Origin of the sequence: Streptomyces sp. NPDC093097, assembly GCF_044754325.1 — a bacterium.
Lineage (GTDB): Bacteria > Actinomycetota > Actinomycetes > Streptomycetales > Streptomycetaceae > Streptomyces.
Genome location: NZ_JBIVOW010000004.1, coordinates 372,522 through 390,269, shown reverse-complemented (window position 1 = coordinate 390,269; position 17,748 = coordinate 372,522). Strand labels below are relative to the sequence as shown.

Sequence of the window (17,748 nt, the reverse complement as noted above, 5' to 3'; positions counted from 1 at the left end):
AGGCACAGCCTCACACAGCCCGTCGGCCTCCGGGGGGAATACCCGGAGGCCGACGGGGAGGGGCGGGGAGTGCTTAGCGCTCGACCTCGCCGCGGATGAACTTCTCGACGTTCTCCCGGGCCTCGTCGTCGAAGTACTGCACCGGCGGCGACTTCATGAAGTACGAGGAGGCGGAGAGGATCGGGCCGCCGATGCCCCGGTCCTTGGCGATCTTGGCGGCGCGCAGCGCGTCGATGATGACGCCCGCGGAGTTCGGGGAGTCCCAGACCTCGAGCTTGTACTCGAGGTTCAGCGGGACGTTGCCGAAGGCGCGGCCCTCGAGGCGGACGTAGGCCCACTTGCGGTCGTCCAGCCAGGCCACGTAGTCGGACGGGCCGATGTGGACGTTCTTCTCGCCCAGGTCGCGGTCGGGGATCTGGGAGGTGACGGCCTGCGTCTTGGAGATCTTCTTGGACTCCAGGCGCTCGCGCTCGAGCATGTTCTTGAAGTCCATGTTGCCGCCGACGTTCAGCTGCATCGTGCGGTCCAGGATGACGCCCCGGTCCTCGAAGAGCTTGGCCAGCACGCGGTGCGTGATGGTGGCGCCGACCTGGGACTTGATGTCGTCACCGACGATCGGCACACCGGCCTCGGTGAACTTCTCCGCCCACTCCTTGGTGCCGGCGATGAAGACCGGGAGGGCGTTGACGAACGCGACCTTGGCGTCGATGGCGCACTGCGCGTAGTACTTCGCCGCGTCCTCGGAGCCGACGGGGAGGTAGCAGACCAGCACGTCGACCTGCTTGTCCTTGAGGACCTGGACGATGTCGACCGGGGCCTCGGGGGACTCCTCGATCGTCGCCCGGTAGTACGTGCCCAGACCGTCGAGGGTGTGGCCGCGCTGGACCTGGACGCCGGTGTTCGGCACGTCGCAGAGCTTGATGGTGTTGTTCTCGCTGGCGCCGATGGCGTCCGCGAGGTCGAGACCGACCTTCTTCGCGTCGACGTCGAAGGCGGCCACGAACTCGACGTCGCGGACGTGGTAGTCGCCGAACTGCACGTGCATGAGACCGGGCACACGGCTGTCCGGGTCGGCGTCCTTGTAGAACTCGACGCCCTGTACCAGCGAGGCGGCGCAGTTGCCCACGCCGACAATGGCTACGCGAACCGAACCCATTCCGGTTGCTCCCTGTGATTTCGATGAGGGCCTGTACGAAAGGGCCTCATGTGACGGTGTCATTCGGACGGATCCGGCCGGGAACCTCCCCGGTGCCGGGGCGGGCCGCCCGCATCTCCTGACTGGTTGTTCCTGTCCTGCGCTGCGGAGTCCTCCGGTGCGCGCTGATCGCGCCCGGCGCGCTCGCTCTCGATGAGCTCGTTGAGCCAACGGACCTCGCGCTCCACGGACTCCATGCCGTGCCGCTGCAGTTCGAGGGTGTAGTCGTCCAACCGCTCCCGGGTCCTGGCCAGGGAGGTGCGCATCTTCTCCAGGCGCTCCTCCAGGCGGCTGCGGCGGCCTTCCAGCACGCGCATCCGCACATCCCGCGACGTCTGGCCGAAGAACGCGAAGCGGACACCGAAGTGTTCGTCCTCCCAGGCGTCCGGCCCGGAGTGGCTGAGCAGTTCTTCGAAGTGCTCCTTGCCTGCCGGGGTCAGCCGGTAGACGATCTTGGCGCGGCGTCCGGTCAGCGCCGTGGCGGGAACAACCTCCGGGTCACCACTCGTTTCCTCGACGATCCAGCCGCTTGTGACAAGCGACTTGAGGCAGGGGTAGAGGGTGCCGTAGCTGAACGCACGGAAGACCCCGAGCGAGGTGTTGAGCCGCTTTCGCAGTTCGTAACCGTGCATCGGGGATTCCCGGAGCAGGCCGAGGACGGCGAATTCGAGGATGCCGGAACGCCTGCTCATCCTCCGCCTCCTGGGCCCTGTGCGGTCTTTATCTCGATCCGATGTATCGAGTCGATACATCCAGACGATAGAACGGTGCCCAGGGCGGAACAAGAGGTCCGACGGTGAACGGCGTCACATCACTTATTCGTGCGAGGCAACCTGACTGTTTTGGAGTGAATTTCAACACTGGGCAGGTTTTGGCCGTGCGTAGTCTGTGCGGCATGCAGACTGCCGGGAACCGTGGGCCTATACGTGGCGTCCCTGACCTCGGTGTAGTGCGGCCCGCGCTTCAGGAGCGGGTCGTGCACTGGGGGGACCTGAAGACAACTACCGCCTTCAGGCGACGAGAGAGCGCGCCTGTCCGAGGAGTATTCGTTCCATGAGCGAGCACCGTCGCAAACCACCCCAGCCGCAAGGTGGCGGGCGTGCTGCTGCCAGACGCGCCGCACAGTCCTCCGGACGACGTGCCGCCCCGCCGCGTGGTGGTGATGCCACCCCTCCGCCGCCTCCTCTGCCGCAGCACCCGCCGCGCGTGGGCGGGCGTGCCGAGGCGCGCCGCGCAGCCCAACGGACCGGCCGTAGAAGGACGTCCGACTCCGCAGCCATGGCGTCCGGCGGTGGCGCCGGCCAGGGCGGCGGCCGCCGTGGCGGTGGCGGCGGTGGCGGTGAAGGGGGCCGTGGCCGCGGACGCGGCGGTGGTCAGCCGCCCAGGAAGCGCTTCATCGACTACCCGCGTGCCAACCACACGGGTTGGCGGCGGTGGATGCCGTCCTGGAAACAGGTCGCCACGATCTGTGTCGCGGTCGCGGGCCTGGTCGTCGGTGTGGCCGGCGTCGGCCTGGCGATGGTGCAGGTGCCCAACGTCAACAAGGCCGCCAAGTCGCAGAACAACGTCTACCTTTGGGCCAACGGCAAGATCATGGCCCGCGACGGTGAGACCAACCGCCAGGTGGTCGGCATCAGCGAGATTCCGCTCTCCATGCAGGAAGCGGTGATCTCTGCGGAGAATGCCTCGTTCCGGACCGACCACGGCGTCGACCCCATGGGTATCCTCCGGGCCCTGGTCAAGATGGCCCAGGGCGGCGACACCCAGGGCGGCTCGACCATCACTCAGCAGTACGTCAAGAACGCGATGCTGAGTCAAGAGCAGACCCTGGACCGGAAGTTCAAGGAACTCTTCATCTCGATCAAGGTCGGCTGGAAGCAGGACAAGGACCAGATCCTCCAGGGCTACCTGAACACCAGCTACTTCGGTCGCGGTGCCTACGGCATCCAGGCCGCCGCCCAGGCCTACTACGGCAAGGACGCCTCCAAGCTGGACCCGAGCGAGAGCGCCGTCCTGGCGTCCACGCTCAAGGGCGCCAACCTGTACGACCCCGCGGGCGGCATCGGTGCGAACGCCACGGCGGCCCTGAACACCGCGCGGGCCAAGGACCGTTGGTCCTGGATCCTCGACCGGATGGTCGAGAACCACGCCCTGCCGCAGGCGGAGGCGGCCAAGTGGAAGGCCAAGGGCTTCCCCATGCCGCAGAAGCCCCGGCCGGTGGCCAGCAAGGGCGGACAGATCGGCTACCTGATCGACGTCGCCAAGAAGTACGTCCTCAAGCACCGGCCGGACATCAGTGAGGCGCGCTTCGACAAGGGCGGCTACACGATCCGGACGACCTTCGACGAGAAGAAGACCAAGGCGCTCGCCACCGCGGTGAAGAGGGTCAACGACCGTTACATCAACCCCAAGTTGCGGCCGGACAAGGACAAGTACGTCCAGTTCGGCGGCGCTTCGGTGGTGCCGGGAGACGGCAGGATCGTGGCCCTGTACGGCGGCGAGGGCTACGACAAGGGCCACTTCAGCAACAACGCCGACACCTTCGGTGTGCCGGTCGGTTCGACCTGGAAGCCGTTCGTCCTCGCCGCGGCGATGCAGTACGGGAAGATCGGCAGCAACCAGCCGCTCTCCCCGGAGAGCAAGTACAACGGCGACGACCACCTCAAGGTGCGGAACACCGACGGCACGTACGTCATGAAGAAGGACAACACGCCCTTTTACCAGGTGAACGAGAGCAACTACCCCTGGGGCTACATCTCCTTGCGGAAGGCGATGGAGCAGTCGGTCAACACCCCGTTCGTCCAGCTCGGCATGGACGTCGGCATGGACAAGGTGAAGTCCATGGCGAAGGCCGCCGGCATCTCGGATTCCAGCTTCGACAAGCACCTCAACCCGTCCTTCGCGCTGGGCACGTCCACGCCGAGCGCGATCCGCATGGCCGACGCCTACGCCACCTTCGCCGCCTCCGGCATGCAGGCGGAGCCCTACTCGGTGACCGAGGTGGTGTCCGAGGGCAAGGAGCTGCCGGGCTTCGACAAGCCGACGGCGAAGACGGGGATGGACGCGAACATCGCGAACAACGTCACCGACGTGCTGGAGAACGTGATCAAGAACGGCACGGGCAAGAACGCGCTGAAGCTGAACATGCCGGCCGCGGGCAAGACGGGCACCACCGACGAGAACAAGTCGGCCTGGTTCGTCGGTTACACCAAGCAGCTGTCGACGGCCATCTCCATGTTCCGTGAGGACGCGCAGAACCCGCGCCAGCTGTCGATGAACGGTGTCGGTGGGTTCGACTCGATCCACGGTGGCGCGCTGCCGACCGAGGTGTGGACGCAGTACATGATCGAGGCGATGAGCGGCATGAGCGCCCAGCCGTTCCCGCAGGCGCAGCCGATCGGGCAGATCATCAACGAGCCCGGCATGCCGACTCCCACGCCGACGGCCACGGCGACCGCCACGCAGTCGGCGAGCCCGCCGGCCACGCCCACCGAGACGGCCACCCCGACGGACAGCGGGAGCCCGACGCCGACCAAGAGCTGTTCCCCCTGGGACTTCCACTGCAAGGACCACGGTGGGAACAACGGTGGCGGCACCGGCGGTGGCCCCGGTGGCGGCACCGGTGGCGGCCCCGGCGGACCGGGCGGTGACACGGGTGGCTCGCCGCCCGCCACGTCCGATCCGGCCGGCGGTGGCAACAGCACCGGAGGAGGCATCTTCGGCGGCCCCACCGGCGGGTGAGCACCGCTGAACGTTTCACGTGAAACGGCCGCCGTTTCACGTGAAACACGGCTCCACGAAGCCCCCGACCCGGAACGACCGGGCGGGGGCTTCGTCGCGTTCGTCCCCGGTACGTACGGCAGGATGGGGCCATGACGAGCCTGCGACAGGACGAGCCCGTTCGGCCGACGAGACAGGATGAGGTGGCCGCGGCCGGCAGCGAGCTGATCGGCGGGCCGATCGGCCGGCGCGCGTTGATCGGGGCGCACCGGCTGACGCCGGTGCGGGTCGTCGCGCTCGTCGCGCTCGGTATGTTCGCGCTCGGCATGGTGCAGAAGCTGCCCTGCTACAACGGCGGCTGGTTCTTCGGCGCGACCAGCCAGTACGTCCACGCCTGCTACTCGGACATCCCCCACCTCTACTCGGGCCGGGGCTTCGCCGACGGTCTGATCCCGTACTTCGACAAGCTGCCGGGCGACATGCGGTACCTGGAGTACCCGGTGCTGACCGGGCTCTTCATGGAACTCGCGTCCTGGGTGACACCGCACGACGGGGCGATCCAGGGCCGGGAGCAGATCTACTGGCTGGCCAATGCCGGCATGCTGATGGTCTGCGCCGTCGTGATCGCGGTCTGTGTGGCCCGTACCCACCGGCGGCGGCCGTGGGACGGCCTGCTCGTGGCCCTGGCACCGGCCTTCGCGCTGACCGCGACCATCAACTGGGACCTGCTGGCGGTGGCCCTGACCGCCGCCGGCATGCTGATGTGGTCGCGCAGCCGTCCGCTGGCGGCCGGTGTCCTGATCGGGCTGGCGACCGCGGCGAAGCTCTACCCGGTGCTGCTGCTCGGCCCGCTGCTGGTGCTGTGCTGGCGGGCCGGGACCTGGCGCGCGTACGGGCGGGTCGTCCTCGGCGCGGTGATCTCCTGGCTGGTGGTGAACCTGCCGGTGATGATCGCCCACGATGCGTCCGGCTTCCACATCCGGGAGGGCTGGGCGAAGTTCTACACCTTCAGCCAGGAGCGGCCCGTCGACTTCGGCTCGCTCTGGCTGCTGATCTCACAGCGCACCGGCAACCCCCTGGAGGACGCCAACCTCTACGCGACGCTGCTGATGATCCTCGGCTGCGGCGCCCTCGCGCTGCTGACGCTCTACGCACCGCGCCGGCCGCGCTTCGCCCAACTCGCCTTCCTCGTCGTGGCGTTGTTCATCCTCACCAACAAGGTCTACTCGCCGCAGTACGTCCTGTGGCTGATCCCGCTGGTCGCACTGGCCCGGCCGCGCTGGCGGGACTTCCTGATCTGGCAGGCGTGCGAGGTGATGTACTTCCTGGGGATCTGGATGTACCTGGCCTACACCGGCAACGGCGACAAGCACCAGGGACTGCCGCCCGAGGGCTACCAACTGGCCATCGCGCTGCACCTGCTCGGCACCCTCTACGTGTGTGCCGTGGTCGTCCGGGACATCCTGATGCCGGAGCGCGATGTGGTCCGCAGGGACGGGGACGACGATCCCTCGGGCGGTGTCCTGGACCGCAGCCCCGATGTCTTCGTCCTCGGCAGGGAGCAGCACGAGCCGCGGACCGCGGTGCACTTCGAGCGCACGACGCCTCGGCTGCACTGGGGCGTCGTACGGGACTGAGCGGCGGAACGCGCCGGGGGCCCGGTGCCGCGGAACGTTCCGCGGCACCGGGCCCCCGGCGTAGTGATGGGCTGCCGGACCGGCCGGCTCAGCGCTCCACGAGGCGGTCGTACTGCGTGGTGGTGTGCCGCAGGTGGGCCACCAGCTCCTCGCCCACCTTGGGCTCGGGTGCGTCGCTCGGGACGAACAGGATCGACACCTGCATGTGCGGCGGCTCGGCGAACCAGCGCTGCTTACCGGCCCAGACGTACGGCGCGAGGTTGCGGTTGACGGTCGCCAGACCGGCGCGGGCCACGCCCTTGGCACGCGGCATCACCCCGTGCAGCGCCTTGGGCGACTCCAGGCCGACGCCGTGCGAGGTGCCGCCGGCCACCACGACGAGGTAGCCGTCGGAGGCCGCCTTCTGCTGGCGGTAGCCGAACCGGTCGCCCTTGGCGACGCGGGTGACGTCGAGGACCGAGCCGCGGTACTCGGTGGCGTCGTGGTCGCCGAGCCAGAGCCGGGTGCCGATCCGCGCCCGGAAGCGGGTCTGCGGGAACTGCTGCTGGAGGCGGGTGAACTCGTCCGGCTTGAGGTGGCTGACGAACATGGTGTGCAGCGGGAGACGGGCGGCGCGCAGCCGGTCCATCCACCCGATGACCTCGTCGACGGAGTCGGAGCCGTCGGCGCGGTCCAGCGGCAGGTGGATCGCGAACCCTTCCAGCCGGACGTCCTCGATGGCCGCGGCCAGCTGCGACAGGTCCTCCGGCTTGACGCCGTGCCGCTTCATGCTGCTCATGACCTCGATGACGACACGGGCGCCGACCAGCCCGCCCACGCCCTCGACCGAGGAGACCGAGCGGATCGCGCGGTCGGGCAGCGGCACCGGCTCCTCGCCGTGCCGGAAGGGGGTCAGCACCAGCAGATCGCCGCTGAAGTAGTCCTTGATCTGGGCCGCTTCGTAGGTCGTGCCGACCGCGAGGATGTCGGAACCGAGCAGGGCGGCCTCCTCGGCAAGGCGCTCGTGGCCGAAGCCGTAGCCGTTGCCCTTGCAGACCGGGACCAGCCCGGGGAACTGCTGGAGAACGCTCTGCTGATGCGCCCGCCAGCGCGCGGTGTCGACGTAGAGGGTGAGCGCCATGGCCGGCCCGGAACCTTTCTCGTGGGGTGTGTCAGGAGTACGGACGGTGCGGAGGAATGATCAGCGGCGCGACATGTAGATGTCGAGCGCCTTGTGCAGGAGCTTGTTGAGCGGGAAGTCCCACTCACCGAGGTACTCCGCCGCCTGCCCGCCGGTGCCGACCTTGAACTGGATCAGGCCGAAGAGGTGGTCGTTCTCGTCCAGCGAGTCGCTGATGCCGCGGAGGTCGTAGACGGAGGCACCGAGCGCGTGGGCGTCCTGCAGCATCCGCCACTGCATCGCGTTGGAGGGCCGGACCTCGCGCCCGATGTTGTCCGAGGCGCCGTACGAGTACCAGACGTGCCCGCCGACGACCAGCATGGTCGCCGCGGAGAGGTTCACCCCGTCATGGCGGGCGAAGTAGAGCCGCATGCGGTTGGGGTCCTCGGCGTTGAGGGCGGACCACATGCGCTGGAAGTAGCTGAGCGGGCGCGGCCGGAACTGGTCGCGCTTCGCGGTGATCTCGTAGAGCCGCTGCCATTCGGCCAGGTCCTGGTAGCCGCCCTGGACGACCTCGACGCCGGCCTTGTCGGCCTTCTTGATGTTGCGGCGCCACAGCTGGTTGAAGCCCTTGTGGACCTCTTCGAGCGGGCGGCCGGCCAGCGGCACCTGGAAGACGTAGCGGGGCTGCACGTCACCGAAGCCGGCGCCGCCGTCCTCGCTCTGCTGCCAGCCCATGCGGCGCAGCCGGTCGGCGACCTCGAAGGCGCGCGGTTCGATGTGGCTGGCCTCGACGTCCCGCAGCCGCTTGACGTCGGGGTTCTGGATGCCCGTCTTGATCGCGGTGGAGTCCCAGCGGCGGATGATGACCGGCGGGCCCATCTTCACGGAGAAGGCGCCCTGCTGCTTGAGGTGGCCGAGCATGGGCTGCAGCCAGTCCTCCAGGTTGGGCGCGTACCAGTTGATGACCGGGCCTTCGGGCAGGTAGGCCAGGTACCGCTTGATCTTGGGCAGCTGGCGGTAGAGGACCAGACCGGCGCCGACCAGCTCGCCGGACGCGTCGAACCAGCCCAGGCTCTCGGACCGCCACTCGGCCTTGACGTCCGCCCAGGCCGGAACCTGCATGTGGCTCGCCGCGGGCAGACTCTGGATGTATGCCAGATGCTGCTCTCGGCTGATGGTCCTCAGGGTCAGGCTCATGCGGGGCGCTCCTCGGCTGGTGTGTCCCCGTGGTCGGGGCTCCGGCTCTCGCGCCGAAGCCTACTGTGACCGGGGAGCGCCCCGTCTGGGCCGTAGGGGGCCGGGCCCCGTATACGGCAGCGTGACGGCGCGGACTAGCCGAAGAGCCCGCCGAAGAGGCCGCCGTGCGCCAGGCCGATGTAGAAGCCGACGCCCGCTGCGCCGAGCCCGATGATCAACAGGAAGCGTTCTGCCGTCGTGGACGAGATGTACTGGCCCCACAGGCCCGTTCCGATGCCGGCCAGGCCCACCCAGGAACTGATCAGGTGCAGGCTGGGAGAGAGCGCGGTGAGAGCGGCAATCGCTCCGAGGACGAGGGTCACGACCGCGAGGGTGTTCTCCACGGGATGGGGTTGGCCGTCGCTGTTGAGGATCGCGAGCAGATTCCGCTGGGTCCGTGCTGCCTGTGCCATCCGGCACCTCCACTGACAGGGCGGCGCACTGTAACGCCGCTCACACCCGTTGTGTTCCAGATTGCGGGGTCCGGCGGGCGGATTTCAACCGGAAGCACGGAGGCGGGTAGTCTGTACCGTCTGCGCACATGTCTGCCCGGATGCACGGGCCGACCGGGCGCGGAACGCATCACGACCCTCCTGCCACGGAACGACCGTGGCCGCTGAGTCCAAAGGAGGTGGGTTCAACATGCGTCACTACGAGGTGATGGTCATCCTCGACCCCGATCTGGAGGAGCGCGCTGTCGCCCCCCTGATCGAGAACTTCCTCTCCGTCGTCCGCGAGGGCAACGGAAAGGTCGAGAAGGTCGACACCTGGGGCCGTCGTCGTCTCTCGTACGAGATCAACAAGAAGCCCGAGGGCATCTACTCGGTCATCGACCTGCAGGCCGAGCCTGCGGTCGTCAAGGAGCTCGACCGTCAGATGAACCTGAACGAGTCGGTTCTTCGGACCAAGGTCCTCCGTCCCGAGACCCACTGAACGCGTAAGCGTCCAGCGGTAACCGGGTTCGAGTAGCAACACCAGCAGCCAGCAGCACACCCGCCGAGAGGTTCCCCTAATGGCAGGCGAGACCGTCATCACGGTCGTCGGCAATCTTGTCGACGACCCCGAGCTGCGCTTCACCCCGTCCGGTGCGGCGGTCGCGAAGTTCCGCGTCGCGTCCACTCCCCGCACCTTCGATCGCCAGACCAACGAGTGGAAGGACGGCGAGAGCCTGTTCCTGACCTGCTCGGTGTGGCGTCAGGCGGCGGAGAACGTCGCCGAATCCCTTACGCGGGGTACCCGCGTGATCGTCCAGGGCCGTCTCAAGCAGCGGTCCTACGAGGATCGCGAGGGCGTGAAGCGCACGGTCTACGAGCTCGACGTCGAGGAAGTGGGCGCGAGCCTGCGTAACGCCACGGCGAAGGTCACCAAGACCAGCGGTCGGGGTGGCCAGGGCGGCGGCTTCGGCGGCGGCCAGGGCGGTGGCCAGCAGGGTGGCGGCGGCTGGGGCGGCGGCCCCGGCGGCGGTCAGCAGGGTGGCGGCGCTCCGGCCGACGACCCGTGGGCCACTGGCGGTCCTTCTGGCGGTGGCCAGCAGGGTGGCGGCGGTGGCTGGGGCGGCGGCTCCGGCGGCGGCTACTCGGACGAGCCGCCCTTCTAGGTCCGGCGACGCGCTCATCGGTCGGTGTTTCACGTGAAACGACCAGTTTCACGTGAAACGAGACCGGCGCGCGGCCGGCGCCTGAGGGCGTCAGCACACACTTCTTGAACTCACTGGAGAGAGACAATGGCGAAGCCGCCTGCTCGCAAGCCTAAGAAGAAGGTTTGCGTGTTCTGCAAGGAGAAGATCTCCTACGTCGACTACAAGGACACGAACCTGCTGCGGAAGTTCATCTCCGACCGCGGCAAGATCCGTGCCCGCCGGGTCACCGGCAACTGCACCCAGCACCAGCGTGACGTCGCCACGGCCGTGAAGAACAGCCGTGAGATGGCGCTGCTGCCCTACACGTCCACCGCGCGATAAGGGAAGGGTGACTGACAAATGAAGATCATCCTCACCCACGAGGTCTCCGGCCTCGGCACCGCCGGCGACGTCGTTGACGTCAAGGACGGGTACGCCCGCAACTACCTGGTCCCGCGTGGTTTCGCGATCCGCTGGACCAAGGGTGGCGAGAAGGACGTCGCGCAGATCCGTCGCGGCCGCAAGATCCGCGAGATCGCCACGATCGAGCAGGCCACCGAGATCAAGGGCCAGCTCGAGGGCCTCAGCGTGAAGCTGGCCGTCCGCGCCGGCGAGGCCGGCCGCCTGTTCGGCTCGGTCACCCAGGCCGACATCGCCTCGGCGATCAAGGCCGCCGGTGGTCCGGACGTCGACAAGCGCCGCGTCGAGGTCGGTTCGCCGATCAAGACCCTGGGCGCGCACCAGATCTCCGTGCGTCTGCACGCCGAGGTCGTTGCGAAGCTCGGCGTCGAGGTCATCGCCGCCTGAGTGCAGTTCGCAGCTCAACGCTGAAGGGCCGTACCCCACCTCGGGGTACGGCCCTTTGCGTTGCGCGGGCGGTGCGGCGCGGAGGTCAGTCGCCGTCCTGCGCGCGCTTGTAGAGGTCGGCGACGTCGTCGTCGAAGTACGCGGCGTAGGAGACGTCGTCCTCGTCGCCGCCGCCCTGGTGGCCGCCGAGGACGCCGATGACCGTGCCGGTGTGGCTCTTGGGGTCGTAGTCGGCCAGCCAGGGGCTGCCGCTGGTGCCGCCCTCGAAGTCGGTGCACTGGATGCGCATCTGGGTGTCGCTGAACTTGGTGGTGCGGTTCTGGCAGGAGATCGGGGTGTCCCGGCTGCTGGGATAGCCGGTGATCTTGACCTCGTTGTCGAAGCCGCGGTCGATGCCGAGGGTGTTGCCGCCGAGGACGTCCTGGATCTCCTTGCCGCCCTTGGAGTCGAGGGTGAGGAAGGCGACGTCCAGATCCTCGTCCTGCGACTTGGCCCAACGGTCGTCGACCACCACCTTGTTGACCTTCCACAGGCCGGTGGGCTCGTCGCCGTTGCGGTAGTCGGGGGCGAAGACCAGGTCGTCCACCGGCTTGCCGGTGTCGGCGTCGAAGGCGCAGTGGGCCGCGGTGATCAGCATGTTCCGGCCCGGGCTCTGCACCACGCTCGCGGTGCAGAAGTGGGCGCCGTGGTCGTCCTTCTCGAAGACCGCGCCGATCCGGGCGTTCTCCTCGGTCCTGCGCGGGGTGTAGGCGTTGCCGTCCTGGGGCGGGGCGGTGGCCGAGGGGTCCTGGTCCTCGGGGGCGTGGCCGGGCTCGCCGGACTTGCCGTACCCGCTGTGGCCGCTGCCGCTTCTGCCGTGGTGGGTCTCCTCCGCGGCGTAGCCCACCACTGCGGCTGCCCCGACGATGACGAGCGTCAGGGGCAGGACTGATTTCCTGGCAAGCGAGCGCACAAGGTCATTATCTGCACGTGGCCGGGATTCGGCAGGTGCTTCAACGGGAGGCCCCGGTCACAATCCACCGCCCGGAGCGGGCGCGCAGCCACAGCGTCAGCATCCGGACCGTCATCATGAGGGCCATCGCCCACCACAGGGCGACCAGGCCGCCGCCGAGGGCCGGGACGGCCAGGGCGGCCGGGACGAACGCGGCAAGCGTCACCACCATCGCCCCGGCGAGGTAGGGCCCGTCCCCCGCGCCCATGAGGACTCCGTCGAGGATGAAGACGACGCCGGAGATCGGCTGGGTGACCGCGATGACCAGGAGCGTGGTGAGCAGCGGGCCCTGGACGGCGGGGTCGGTGGTGAACAGGGGGATGAAGACCGGCCGGGCGAGGACCACCAGCAGGCCGAGGACGAGGCCGGAGGCGATGCCCCACTGGACCATCCGTCGGCAGGCGGCCCGGGCGCCGTCCCGGTCCCCGGAGCCGAGGTAGCGCCCGATGATGGCCTGTCCGGCGATCGCGATGGCGTCCAGCGCGAAGGCCAGGAGGGACCAGAGGGACAGCACGATCTGGTGGGCGGCGACCTCGGCGTCGCCGAGCCGGGCGGCGACGGCGGTGGCGATCATCAGCACCGCGCGCAGCGAGAGTGTGCGGATCAGCAGCGGGACGCCGGCCTGGGCGCAGGCGCGGATCCCGGCGGCGTCCGGGCGCAGCGAGGCGCCGTGGCGGCGGGCGCCGCGGACCACCACGACGAGGTAGGCGGCGGCCATGCCGCACTGGGCGATGACCGTTCCCCAGGCGGAGCCGGCGATGCCGAGTCCGGCGAGGTAGACCAGTGCGGCGTTGAGGCCGGCGTTGGCGGTGAAGCCGCCGATGGCGACGTACAGCGGAGTCCTGGTGTCCTGGAGGCCGCGCAGGACTCCGGTGGCGGCGAGCACGACCAGCATCGCGGGGATGCCGAGCGCGCTGATCCGCAGATACGTCGTGGCGTACGGGGCGGCGCCGGGGGAGGCGCCGAAGGCTTCGACGAGCCAGGGGGCGGTGGGCAGGACGACGGCGATGACGGCCGCGCCGAGGAGCAGGGCGAGCCAGATGCCGTCCATGCCCTGGCGTATCGCCGCGGGCAGGTCGCCGGCGCCGGCCCGGCGGGCGACCGCGGCGGTGGTGGCGTAGGCGAGGAAGACGAAGACGGAGACGGCGGTTGTGAGGAGGGCGGCGGCGACGCCGAGGCCGGCGAGCTGGCGGGTGCCGAGGTGGCCGATGACGGCGCTGTCGACCATGACGAAGAGCGGTTCGGCGACCAGGGAGCCGAAGGCGGGCAGGGCCAAAGCGAGGATCTCGCGGTCATGGCGGCGGAGGGCGCGCCATGGCGTCGCGGTGGCCTGTGTCATGAGTGGCAATCTAATCGTCCACAGGTAAGAGATGCAACTGTGTTGTGATCCTTACTTTCCGCTCTGCGGAGGTGTCTTCCGTGTGCTGTTTGCGACGATCATGAACAGGTTGCCGAAGTTTTTCTTCCCCACAGCCTATGGATGAGGAAAGCCCAGGTCAGGGGCATGCGGGTGGCGTGATTGTGTGCTTGTCCACAGAAGTTTCCCCCAGGCCGTGCACAGGATCCGGGGAGTTCTCCACAGCTATGGGGCAGTCATCCACACGGCCTGTGGATAACCAGATTGGCGGACGGTGCGCGCGGGCCTACCGTGGTCCGGCACCCGCCGCCTGTTCCGGCCAGGAGACCCCGTCCGAACTCGACGCGCCGCAACCGGAGTCGGGCGTCTCGATTGTCAGGGCTGTGCCGTAAGAAAGAACCGCACAGCAAGGTCCGCGTCGCGGACGGGAGGAGGTGCCGGGGTGAGCATTCCCGAGCCCATGGACGACCCTTGGGCGGACTCCGGTCCGAGCGACCTGCTGCCGGCCGCCCGCTCCCGTCGGGGCGACGGCAAGGGCCGGGGCCGGGGCGACCGCCCGGACCGCGACGACGACGGCGGCTCCTGGAACGGCAGCTTCGAGCGCGTCCCCCCGCAGGACCTGGATGCCGAGCAGTCCGTGCTCGGCGGCATGCTGCTCTCCAAGGACGCCATCGCCGATGTCGTGGAGGTCCTCAAGGGCGAGGACTTCTACCGCCCCGCCCACGAGCTGATCTACCAGGCGATCCTCGACCTGTACGCCAAGGGCGAGCCGGCCGACCCGATCACCATCGCCGCCGAGCTCACCAAGCGCGGCGAGATCGGCCGGGTCGGCGGCGCCTCGTATCTGCACACCCTGGTGCAGTCCGTACCGACGGCCGCCAACGCCGAGTACTACGCGGAGATCGTCCACGAGCGGGCCGTGCTCCGCCGCCTCGTCGAGGCCGGCACCCGGATCACGCAGATGGGATACGCCGCCGACGGCGACGTCGACGAGATCGTCAACAAGGCCCAGGCGGAGATCTACGCCGTCACCGAGCAGCGGACCAGCGAGGACTATCTGCCGCTCGGCGAGATCATGGAGGGCGCGCTCGACGAGATCGAGGCGATCGGCTCGCGCCAGGGCCAGATGACCGGCGTGCCGACCGGCTTCACCGACCTCGACGCGCTGACCAACGGCCTGCACCCGGGCCAGATGATCGTGATCGCGGCCCGTCCGGCCATGGGTAAGTCGACGCTGGCGCTGGACTTCGCGCGGGCCTGCTCGATCAAGAACAACCTGCCGAGCGTGATCTTCTCGCTCGAAATGGGGCGCAACGAGATCGCGATGCGTCTGCTGTCCGCCGAGGCGCGGGTGGCGCTGCACCACATGCGGTCCGGCAGCATGACGGACGACGACTGGACGCGGCTGGCGCGCCGCATGCCGGACGTCTCGGCGGCCCCGCTCTACATCGACGACTCGCCGAACCTGTCGATGATGGAGATCCGCGCCAAATGCCGGCGGCTGAAGCAGCGGAACGAACTGAAGCTGGTCGTCATCGACTACCTCCAGCTGATGCAGTCCGGCGGCTCCAAGCGCGCCGAGAGCCGTCAGCAGGAGGTCTCGGACATGTCTCGTAACCTCAAGCTGCTCGCCAAGGAGCTGGAGCTCCCGGTGATCGCGCTCTCGCAGCTGAACCGTGGTCCCGAGCAGCGCACGGACAAGAAGCCGATGGTCTCCGACCTGCGTGAGTCCGGTTCCATCGAGCAGGACGCCGACATGGTCATCCTGCTGCACCGCGAGGACGCCTACGAGAAGGAGTCGCCGCGGGCCGGTGAGGCCGATCTGATCGTGGCGAAGCACCGTAACGGCCCCACGGCGACGATCACCGTGGCCTTCCAGGGCCACTACTCGCGCTTCGTGGACATGGCACAGACGTGAGGTGAGGGGCGGCCCCCGCGGAGGGTGCGGCCGCCCCGCACGGCACGCTCGCCCGCGGCCGACTGCGCACCCGCGGCCGGCGGGGGTTTGACCTTCAGGTTGGTCGAAGCCCGACAATCGCGGCCATGGACGACGGGGAACTGTTGGGCATCGGCGCGTTCGCCCGCCGCGTGGGGTTGGCGCCGAGCGCGTTGCGCTTCTACGACGACTGCGGGGTGCTGCGGCCGGACCGGGTGGACGCCACCACGGGGTATCGGCGCTATGGGGCCGGGCAGGTGGCACGGGCGGTGCGGCTTCGGCAACTGCGGGCCGCGGGGCTGCCGTTGCTGGACGTCGAGTCCGTGCTGGACGGGCCGAAGGACGCGGCGCGGGACGTGCTGCGGGCCCACCTGGAGCGGACGCGGCGGGCGGCGGACGAGGCGCGGGCGGTGGTGGAGGGCTTCCTGAGCGAGGCGGCCGGGGACCCCGGACATTCCGGCGGCACGGCGCGGGCACGGGTGGACGGGCCGGAACTCGCCAGTGCGGTGCGGCAGGTGGGGCCCGCGGCGGCGACCGGTGGGACGGCCGCGGAGTTTCCGGTGCTCGGGTGCGTGCTGCTCGAACTCGCCGACGGGGAGGTGCGGTTGGTGGCCACCGATCGCTATCGGCTTGCGGTGCGGGTGCTGCGGCCGGAGCACGGTGCGGGCGGCCGACGGAGGGTGCTGATCGCGGCGGACCACGCACGGCGGATGGCCGCGTGGGCGATGCGGCAGCCGGCGGTCGACGTCGAGTGCTTCCCGGACGCTGCGGATGCTTCGGGCGTCGCGCGGGTGCGGCTGCGGAGCGGTGAGGAGTGCTGGGACCTCGACGCGCCGGCCGCCGGAGCGGGCGAGCCGGGGGAGTTCCCGGACTACCGGCTGATGCTGGCGGGGCTGGCCGCCGCCCGTCACCGGCTGATCGTGGACCGGGCAGGTCTGCGGGACGCGGTGGCGGAGCGGAGCGGCGGAGCGGTGTCGCTGGCGTTCGGGCTCGGTGCGGAGGGCACCGCGGACGGGACGCTGGAGGTGTCGGGCGGGGAGGCCGAGCCCGTGCGGCTGCGCGCGGTGCGGACCGGGCGCGGGCTGCGGATCGCCTTCGACCCGGCGGTTCTGGTGCCGGTGCTGGAGGCGGGCGTGGGGCCCGATGCCTTGCTGGAGATCGCGGCGGCGGACCAGCCGGTCGTCGTGCGCTCCGCGGACCAGGGCAGTTTCACGACGGTGGTGATGCCCGTGCGGGTCGGCGGAAGCGGAGACGGCACGGCGGGTCGGACGGCGGGAGCGAGCCATGGCTGAGGGGGAGAGCGGGCGGATGGATCCGGAACTGCCGGTGGTGCGGCTGTGCGTGGCGGGCATGCAGGCTGAGGCGGAGGGCCGCGCCGACGCGGCGCGGGAGCTCTTCCAGCAGGCGTGGGATGGTGCCCGCGACGACTACGAAGCGTGCATCGCCGCGCACTACTTGGCGCGGCACCAGGACTCGGCGGAGCAGACGCTGCGCTGGAACCAGGAGTGCCTGGACCGCGCCGACCGGGTCGGGGACGCACGGGTGCAGGGCTTCTATCCGTCGCTGTACATCAACATGGGGAACGCACACCGGGAACTCGGCCAACGTGCCGCCGCACACCGGTACTTCGTGCTCGCGGCGGAGCGGGCGGCCGATGCGCCCGAGGGCCAGTACGGCGACTGGAACCGGTTCGCCGTCGCGGAGGGGCTGCGGGAGACCGCGGCTGCGACGGCGGTCGAGGGGGATGAGGCTGCCGCGGCCCGAGGGGGCGTGCGCGAGGAGGCCGAAGGGCCCCTGCGGGAACTGTTCGCGCGCTGGTGCGGGCGGGGTGATCTCAAGGCGCTGGGGCTGACGCTGCCGGCGTATCTGGGCTTCCTGGGGACGGACGAGGACCGGGTGCGTCTGCGGAGTGCGCTGCACATGGTGCATGCGGCGCGTTGGCTTCCCGACGACGAGCAGACCGTGTTGGAGGACGCGATGGGGGCGCTGGCGGCGCGGTGAGCGGTGTTTCACGTGAAACACCGGACTGCGGCGCGTGCGGTCGTTTCACGTGAAACGTTGCGGCGTTGCCGGCTGTGGGCAGGCAGGATGGCGACGCGGCGGACGTCGTTCGCCGCTGACATGGGCCGGCCGAGCTGGTTCGGGCGGG

16 protein-coding genes are annotated in these 17,748 nt (G+C 69.5%); 9 read left to right on the top strand and 7 right to left on the bottom strand.

Features of this window, described 5'->3' with window-relative positions; all coding sequences use genetic code 11:
- Positions 1–73: 73 nt before the first annotated feature.
- Positions 74–1,156 (bottom strand): inositol-3-phosphate synthase, encoded by a 1,083-nt coding sequence (locus ACIQE0_RS09485; protein WP_402330202.1) that lies wholly within the window; start codon positions 1,154–1,156, stop codon positions 74–76.
- Between the two features lie 59 nt (positions 1,157–1,215).
- A complete protein-coding gene (locus tag ACIQE0_RS09480; protein WP_366339086.1) occupies positions 1,216–1,887 on the bottom strand; it encodes a PadR family transcriptional regulator in 672 nt (223 codons plus the stop codon).
- 361 nt (positions 1,888–2,248) lie between these two features.
- Between ACIQE0_RS09480 and ACIQE0_RS09475 the strand changes: the two genes are divergently transcribed.
- Complete coding sequence (locus ACIQE0_RS09475) at positions 2,249–4,936, top strand: transglycosylase domain-containing protein (protein WP_402330200.1); 2,688 nt, start codon at positions 2,249–2,251, stop codon at positions 4,934–4,936.
- 131 nt (positions 4,937–5,067) lie between these two features.
- Positions 5,068–6,552, top strand: coding sequence for a glycosyltransferase family 87 protein (locus ACIQE0_RS09470; protein WP_402330198.1), 1,485 nt, complete (start codon positions 5,068–5,070; stop codon positions 6,550–6,552).
- A gap of 88 nt (positions 6,553–6,640) precedes the next feature.
- On the opposite strand, the gene ACIQE0_RS09465 is transcribed toward ACIQE0_RS09470, so the two are convergent.
- The 3 genes from ACIQE0_RS09465 to ACIQE0_RS09455 form a co-directional block, all read right to left on the bottom strand.
- Positions 6,641–7,672 (bottom strand): alanine racemase, encoded by a 1,032-nt coding sequence (locus ACIQE0_RS09465; protein WP_366334893.1) that lies wholly within the window; start codon positions 7,670–7,672, stop codon positions 6,641–6,643.
- A 60-nt stretch (positions 7,673–7,732) separates the two neighbouring features.
- A complete protein-coding gene (locus tag ACIQE0_RS09460) occupies positions 7,733–8,851 on the bottom strand; it encodes a peptidoglycan bridge formation glycyltransferase FemA/FemB family protein (protein WP_366334895.1) in 1,119 nt (372 codons plus the stop codon).
- A 134-nt stretch (positions 8,852–8,985) separates the two neighbouring features.
- Positions 8,986–9,303 (bottom strand): hypothetical protein, encoded by a 318-nt coding sequence (locus ACIQE0_RS09455; RefSeq protein WP_366334897.1) that lies wholly within the window; start codon positions 9,301–9,303, stop codon positions 8,986–8,988.
- Between the two features lie 229 nt (positions 9,304–9,532).
- Between ACIQE0_RS09455 and rpsF the strand changes: the two genes are divergently transcribed.
- From rpsF to rplI, 4 genes are all read left to right on the top strand, one after another.
- Complete coding sequence (gene rpsF / locus ACIQE0_RS09450) at positions 9,533–9,823, top strand: 30S ribosomal protein S6 (protein WP_018542659.1); 291 nt, start codon at positions 9,533–9,535, stop codon at positions 9,821–9,823.
- A gap of 79 nt (positions 9,824–9,902) precedes the next feature.
- The gene (locus ACIQE0_RS09445) at positions 9,903–10,487 is read left to right on the top strand and encodes a single-stranded DNA-binding protein (protein WP_366334899.1); all 585 of its coding nucleotides are present in this window, start codon (positions 9,903–9,905) and stop codon (positions 10,485–10,487) included.
- Positions 10,488–10,613: 126 nt separating this feature from the next.
- Complete coding sequence (gene rpsR / locus ACIQE0_RS09440) at positions 10,614–10,850, top strand: 30S ribosomal protein S18 (RefSeq protein WP_003978893.1); 237 nt, start codon at positions 10,614–10,616, stop codon at positions 10,848–10,850.
- An 18-nt stretch (positions 10,851–10,868) separates the two neighbouring features.
- Positions 10,869–11,315 (top strand): 50S ribosomal protein L9, encoded by a 447-nt coding sequence (gene rplI / locus ACIQE0_RS09435; RefSeq protein ID WP_366334902.1) that lies wholly within the window; start codon positions 10,869–10,871, stop codon positions 11,313–11,315.
- 85 nt (positions 11,316–11,400) lie between these two features.
- On the opposite strand, the gene ACIQE0_RS09430 is transcribed toward rplI, so the two are convergent.
- On the bottom strand, positions 11,401–12,267 hold the full coding sequence (locus ACIQE0_RS09430; protein ID WP_366334903.1) for a trypsin-like serine protease: 867 nt from the start codon (positions 12,265–12,267) through the stop codon (positions 11,401–11,403).
- Positions 12,268–12,307: 40 nt separating this feature from the next.
- Positions 12,308–13,645, bottom strand: a complete 1,338-nt coding sequence (locus ACIQE0_RS09425) for an MATE family efflux transporter (protein ID WP_366334905.1) — start codon at positions 13,643–13,645, stop codon at positions 12,308–12,310.
- 460 nt (positions 13,646–14,105) lie between these two features.
- Between ACIQE0_RS09425 and dnaB the strand changes: the two genes are divergently transcribed.
- The 3 genes from dnaB (at position 14,106) to ACIQE0_RS09410 (ending at position 17,600) form a co-directional block, all read left to right on the top strand.
- Positions 14,106–15,581 carry a replicative DNA helicase gene (gene dnaB / locus ACIQE0_RS09420; RefSeq protein WP_366334907.1) on the top strand — a complete coding sequence of 492 codons (1,476 nt, stop codon included), beginning with the start codon at positions 14,106–14,108 and terminating at the stop codon, positions 15,579–15,581.
- A 125-nt stretch (positions 15,582–15,706) separates the two neighbouring features.
- The gene (locus ACIQE0_RS09415; RefSeq protein ID WP_402330194.1) at positions 15,707–16,891 is read left to right on the top strand and encodes a MerR family transcriptional regulator; all 1,185 of its coding nucleotides are present in this window, start codon (positions 15,707–15,709) and stop codon (positions 16,889–16,891) included.
- A complete protein-coding gene (locus ACIQE0_RS09410; protein WP_402330192.1) occupies positions 16,884–17,600 on the top strand; it encodes a hypothetical protein in 717 nt (238 codons plus the stop codon). The genes ACIQE0_RS09415 and ACIQE0_RS09410 overlap by 8 nt, the downstream gene beginning before the upstream one ends.
- Positions 17,601–17,748 lie beyond the last annotated feature (148 nt).

Excerpts from the sequence above, each read along its gene's own strand:
- ACIQE0_RS09465 (WP_366334893.1), bottom strand. The coding sequence starts at position 7,672 with ATGGCGCTCACCCTCTACGTCGACACCGCGCGCTGGCGGGCGCATCAG.
- ACIQE0_RS09460 (WP_366334895.1), bottom strand. The coding sequence starts at position 8,851 with ATGAGCCTGACCCTGAGGACCATCAGCCGAGAGCAGCATCTGGCATAC.
- rpsF (WP_018542659.1), top strand. The coding sequence starts at position 9,533 with ATGCGTCACTACGAGGTGATGGTCATCCTCGACCCCGATCTGGAGGAG.
- ACIQE0_RS09425 (WP_366334905.1), bottom strand. The coding sequence starts at position 13,645 with ATGACACAGGCCACCGCGACGCCATGGCGCGCCCTCCGCCGCCATGAC.
- rplI (WP_366334902.1), top strand. The coding sequence starts at position 10,869 with ATGAAGATCATCCTCACCCACGAGGTCTCCGGCCTCGGCACCGCCGGC.
- ACIQE0_RS09485 (WP_402330202.1), bottom strand. The coding sequence starts at position 1,156 with ATGGGTTCGGTTCGCGTAGCCATTGTCGGCGTGGGCAACTGCGCCGCC.
- ACIQE0_RS09470 (WP_402330198.1), top strand. The coding sequence starts at position 5,068 with ATGACGAGCCTGCGACAGGACGAGCCCGTTCGGCCGACGAGACAGGAT.
- rpsR (WP_003978893.1), top strand. The coding sequence starts at position 10,614 with ATGGCGAAGCCGCCTGCTCGCAAGCCTAAGAAGAAGGTTTGCGTGTTC.
- ACIQE0_RS09415 (WP_402330194.1), top strand. The coding sequence starts at position 15,707 with ATGGACGACGGGGAACTGTTGGGCATCGGCGCGTTCGCCCGCCGCGTG.
- ACIQE0_RS09445 (WP_366334899.1), top strand. The coding sequence starts at position 9,903 with ATGGCAGGCGAGACCGTCATCACGGTCGTCGGCAATCTTGTCGACGAC.
- ACIQE0_RS09455 (WP_366334897.1), bottom strand. The coding sequence starts at position 9,303 with ATGGCACAGGCAGCACGGACCCAGCGGAATCTGCTCGCGATCCTCAAC.
- ACIQE0_RS09475 (WP_402330200.1), top strand. The coding sequence starts at position 2,249 with ATGAGCGAGCACCGTCGCAAACCACCCCAGCCGCAAGGTGGCGGGCGT.
- ACIQE0_RS09410 (WP_402330192.1), top strand. The coding sequence starts at position 16,884 with ATGGCTGAGGGGGAGAGCGGGCGGATGGATCCGGAACTGCCGGTGGTG.
- ACIQE0_RS09480 (WP_366339086.1), bottom strand. The coding sequence starts at position 1,887 with ATGAGCAGGCGTTCCGGCATCCTCGAATTCGCCGTCCTCGGCCTGCTC.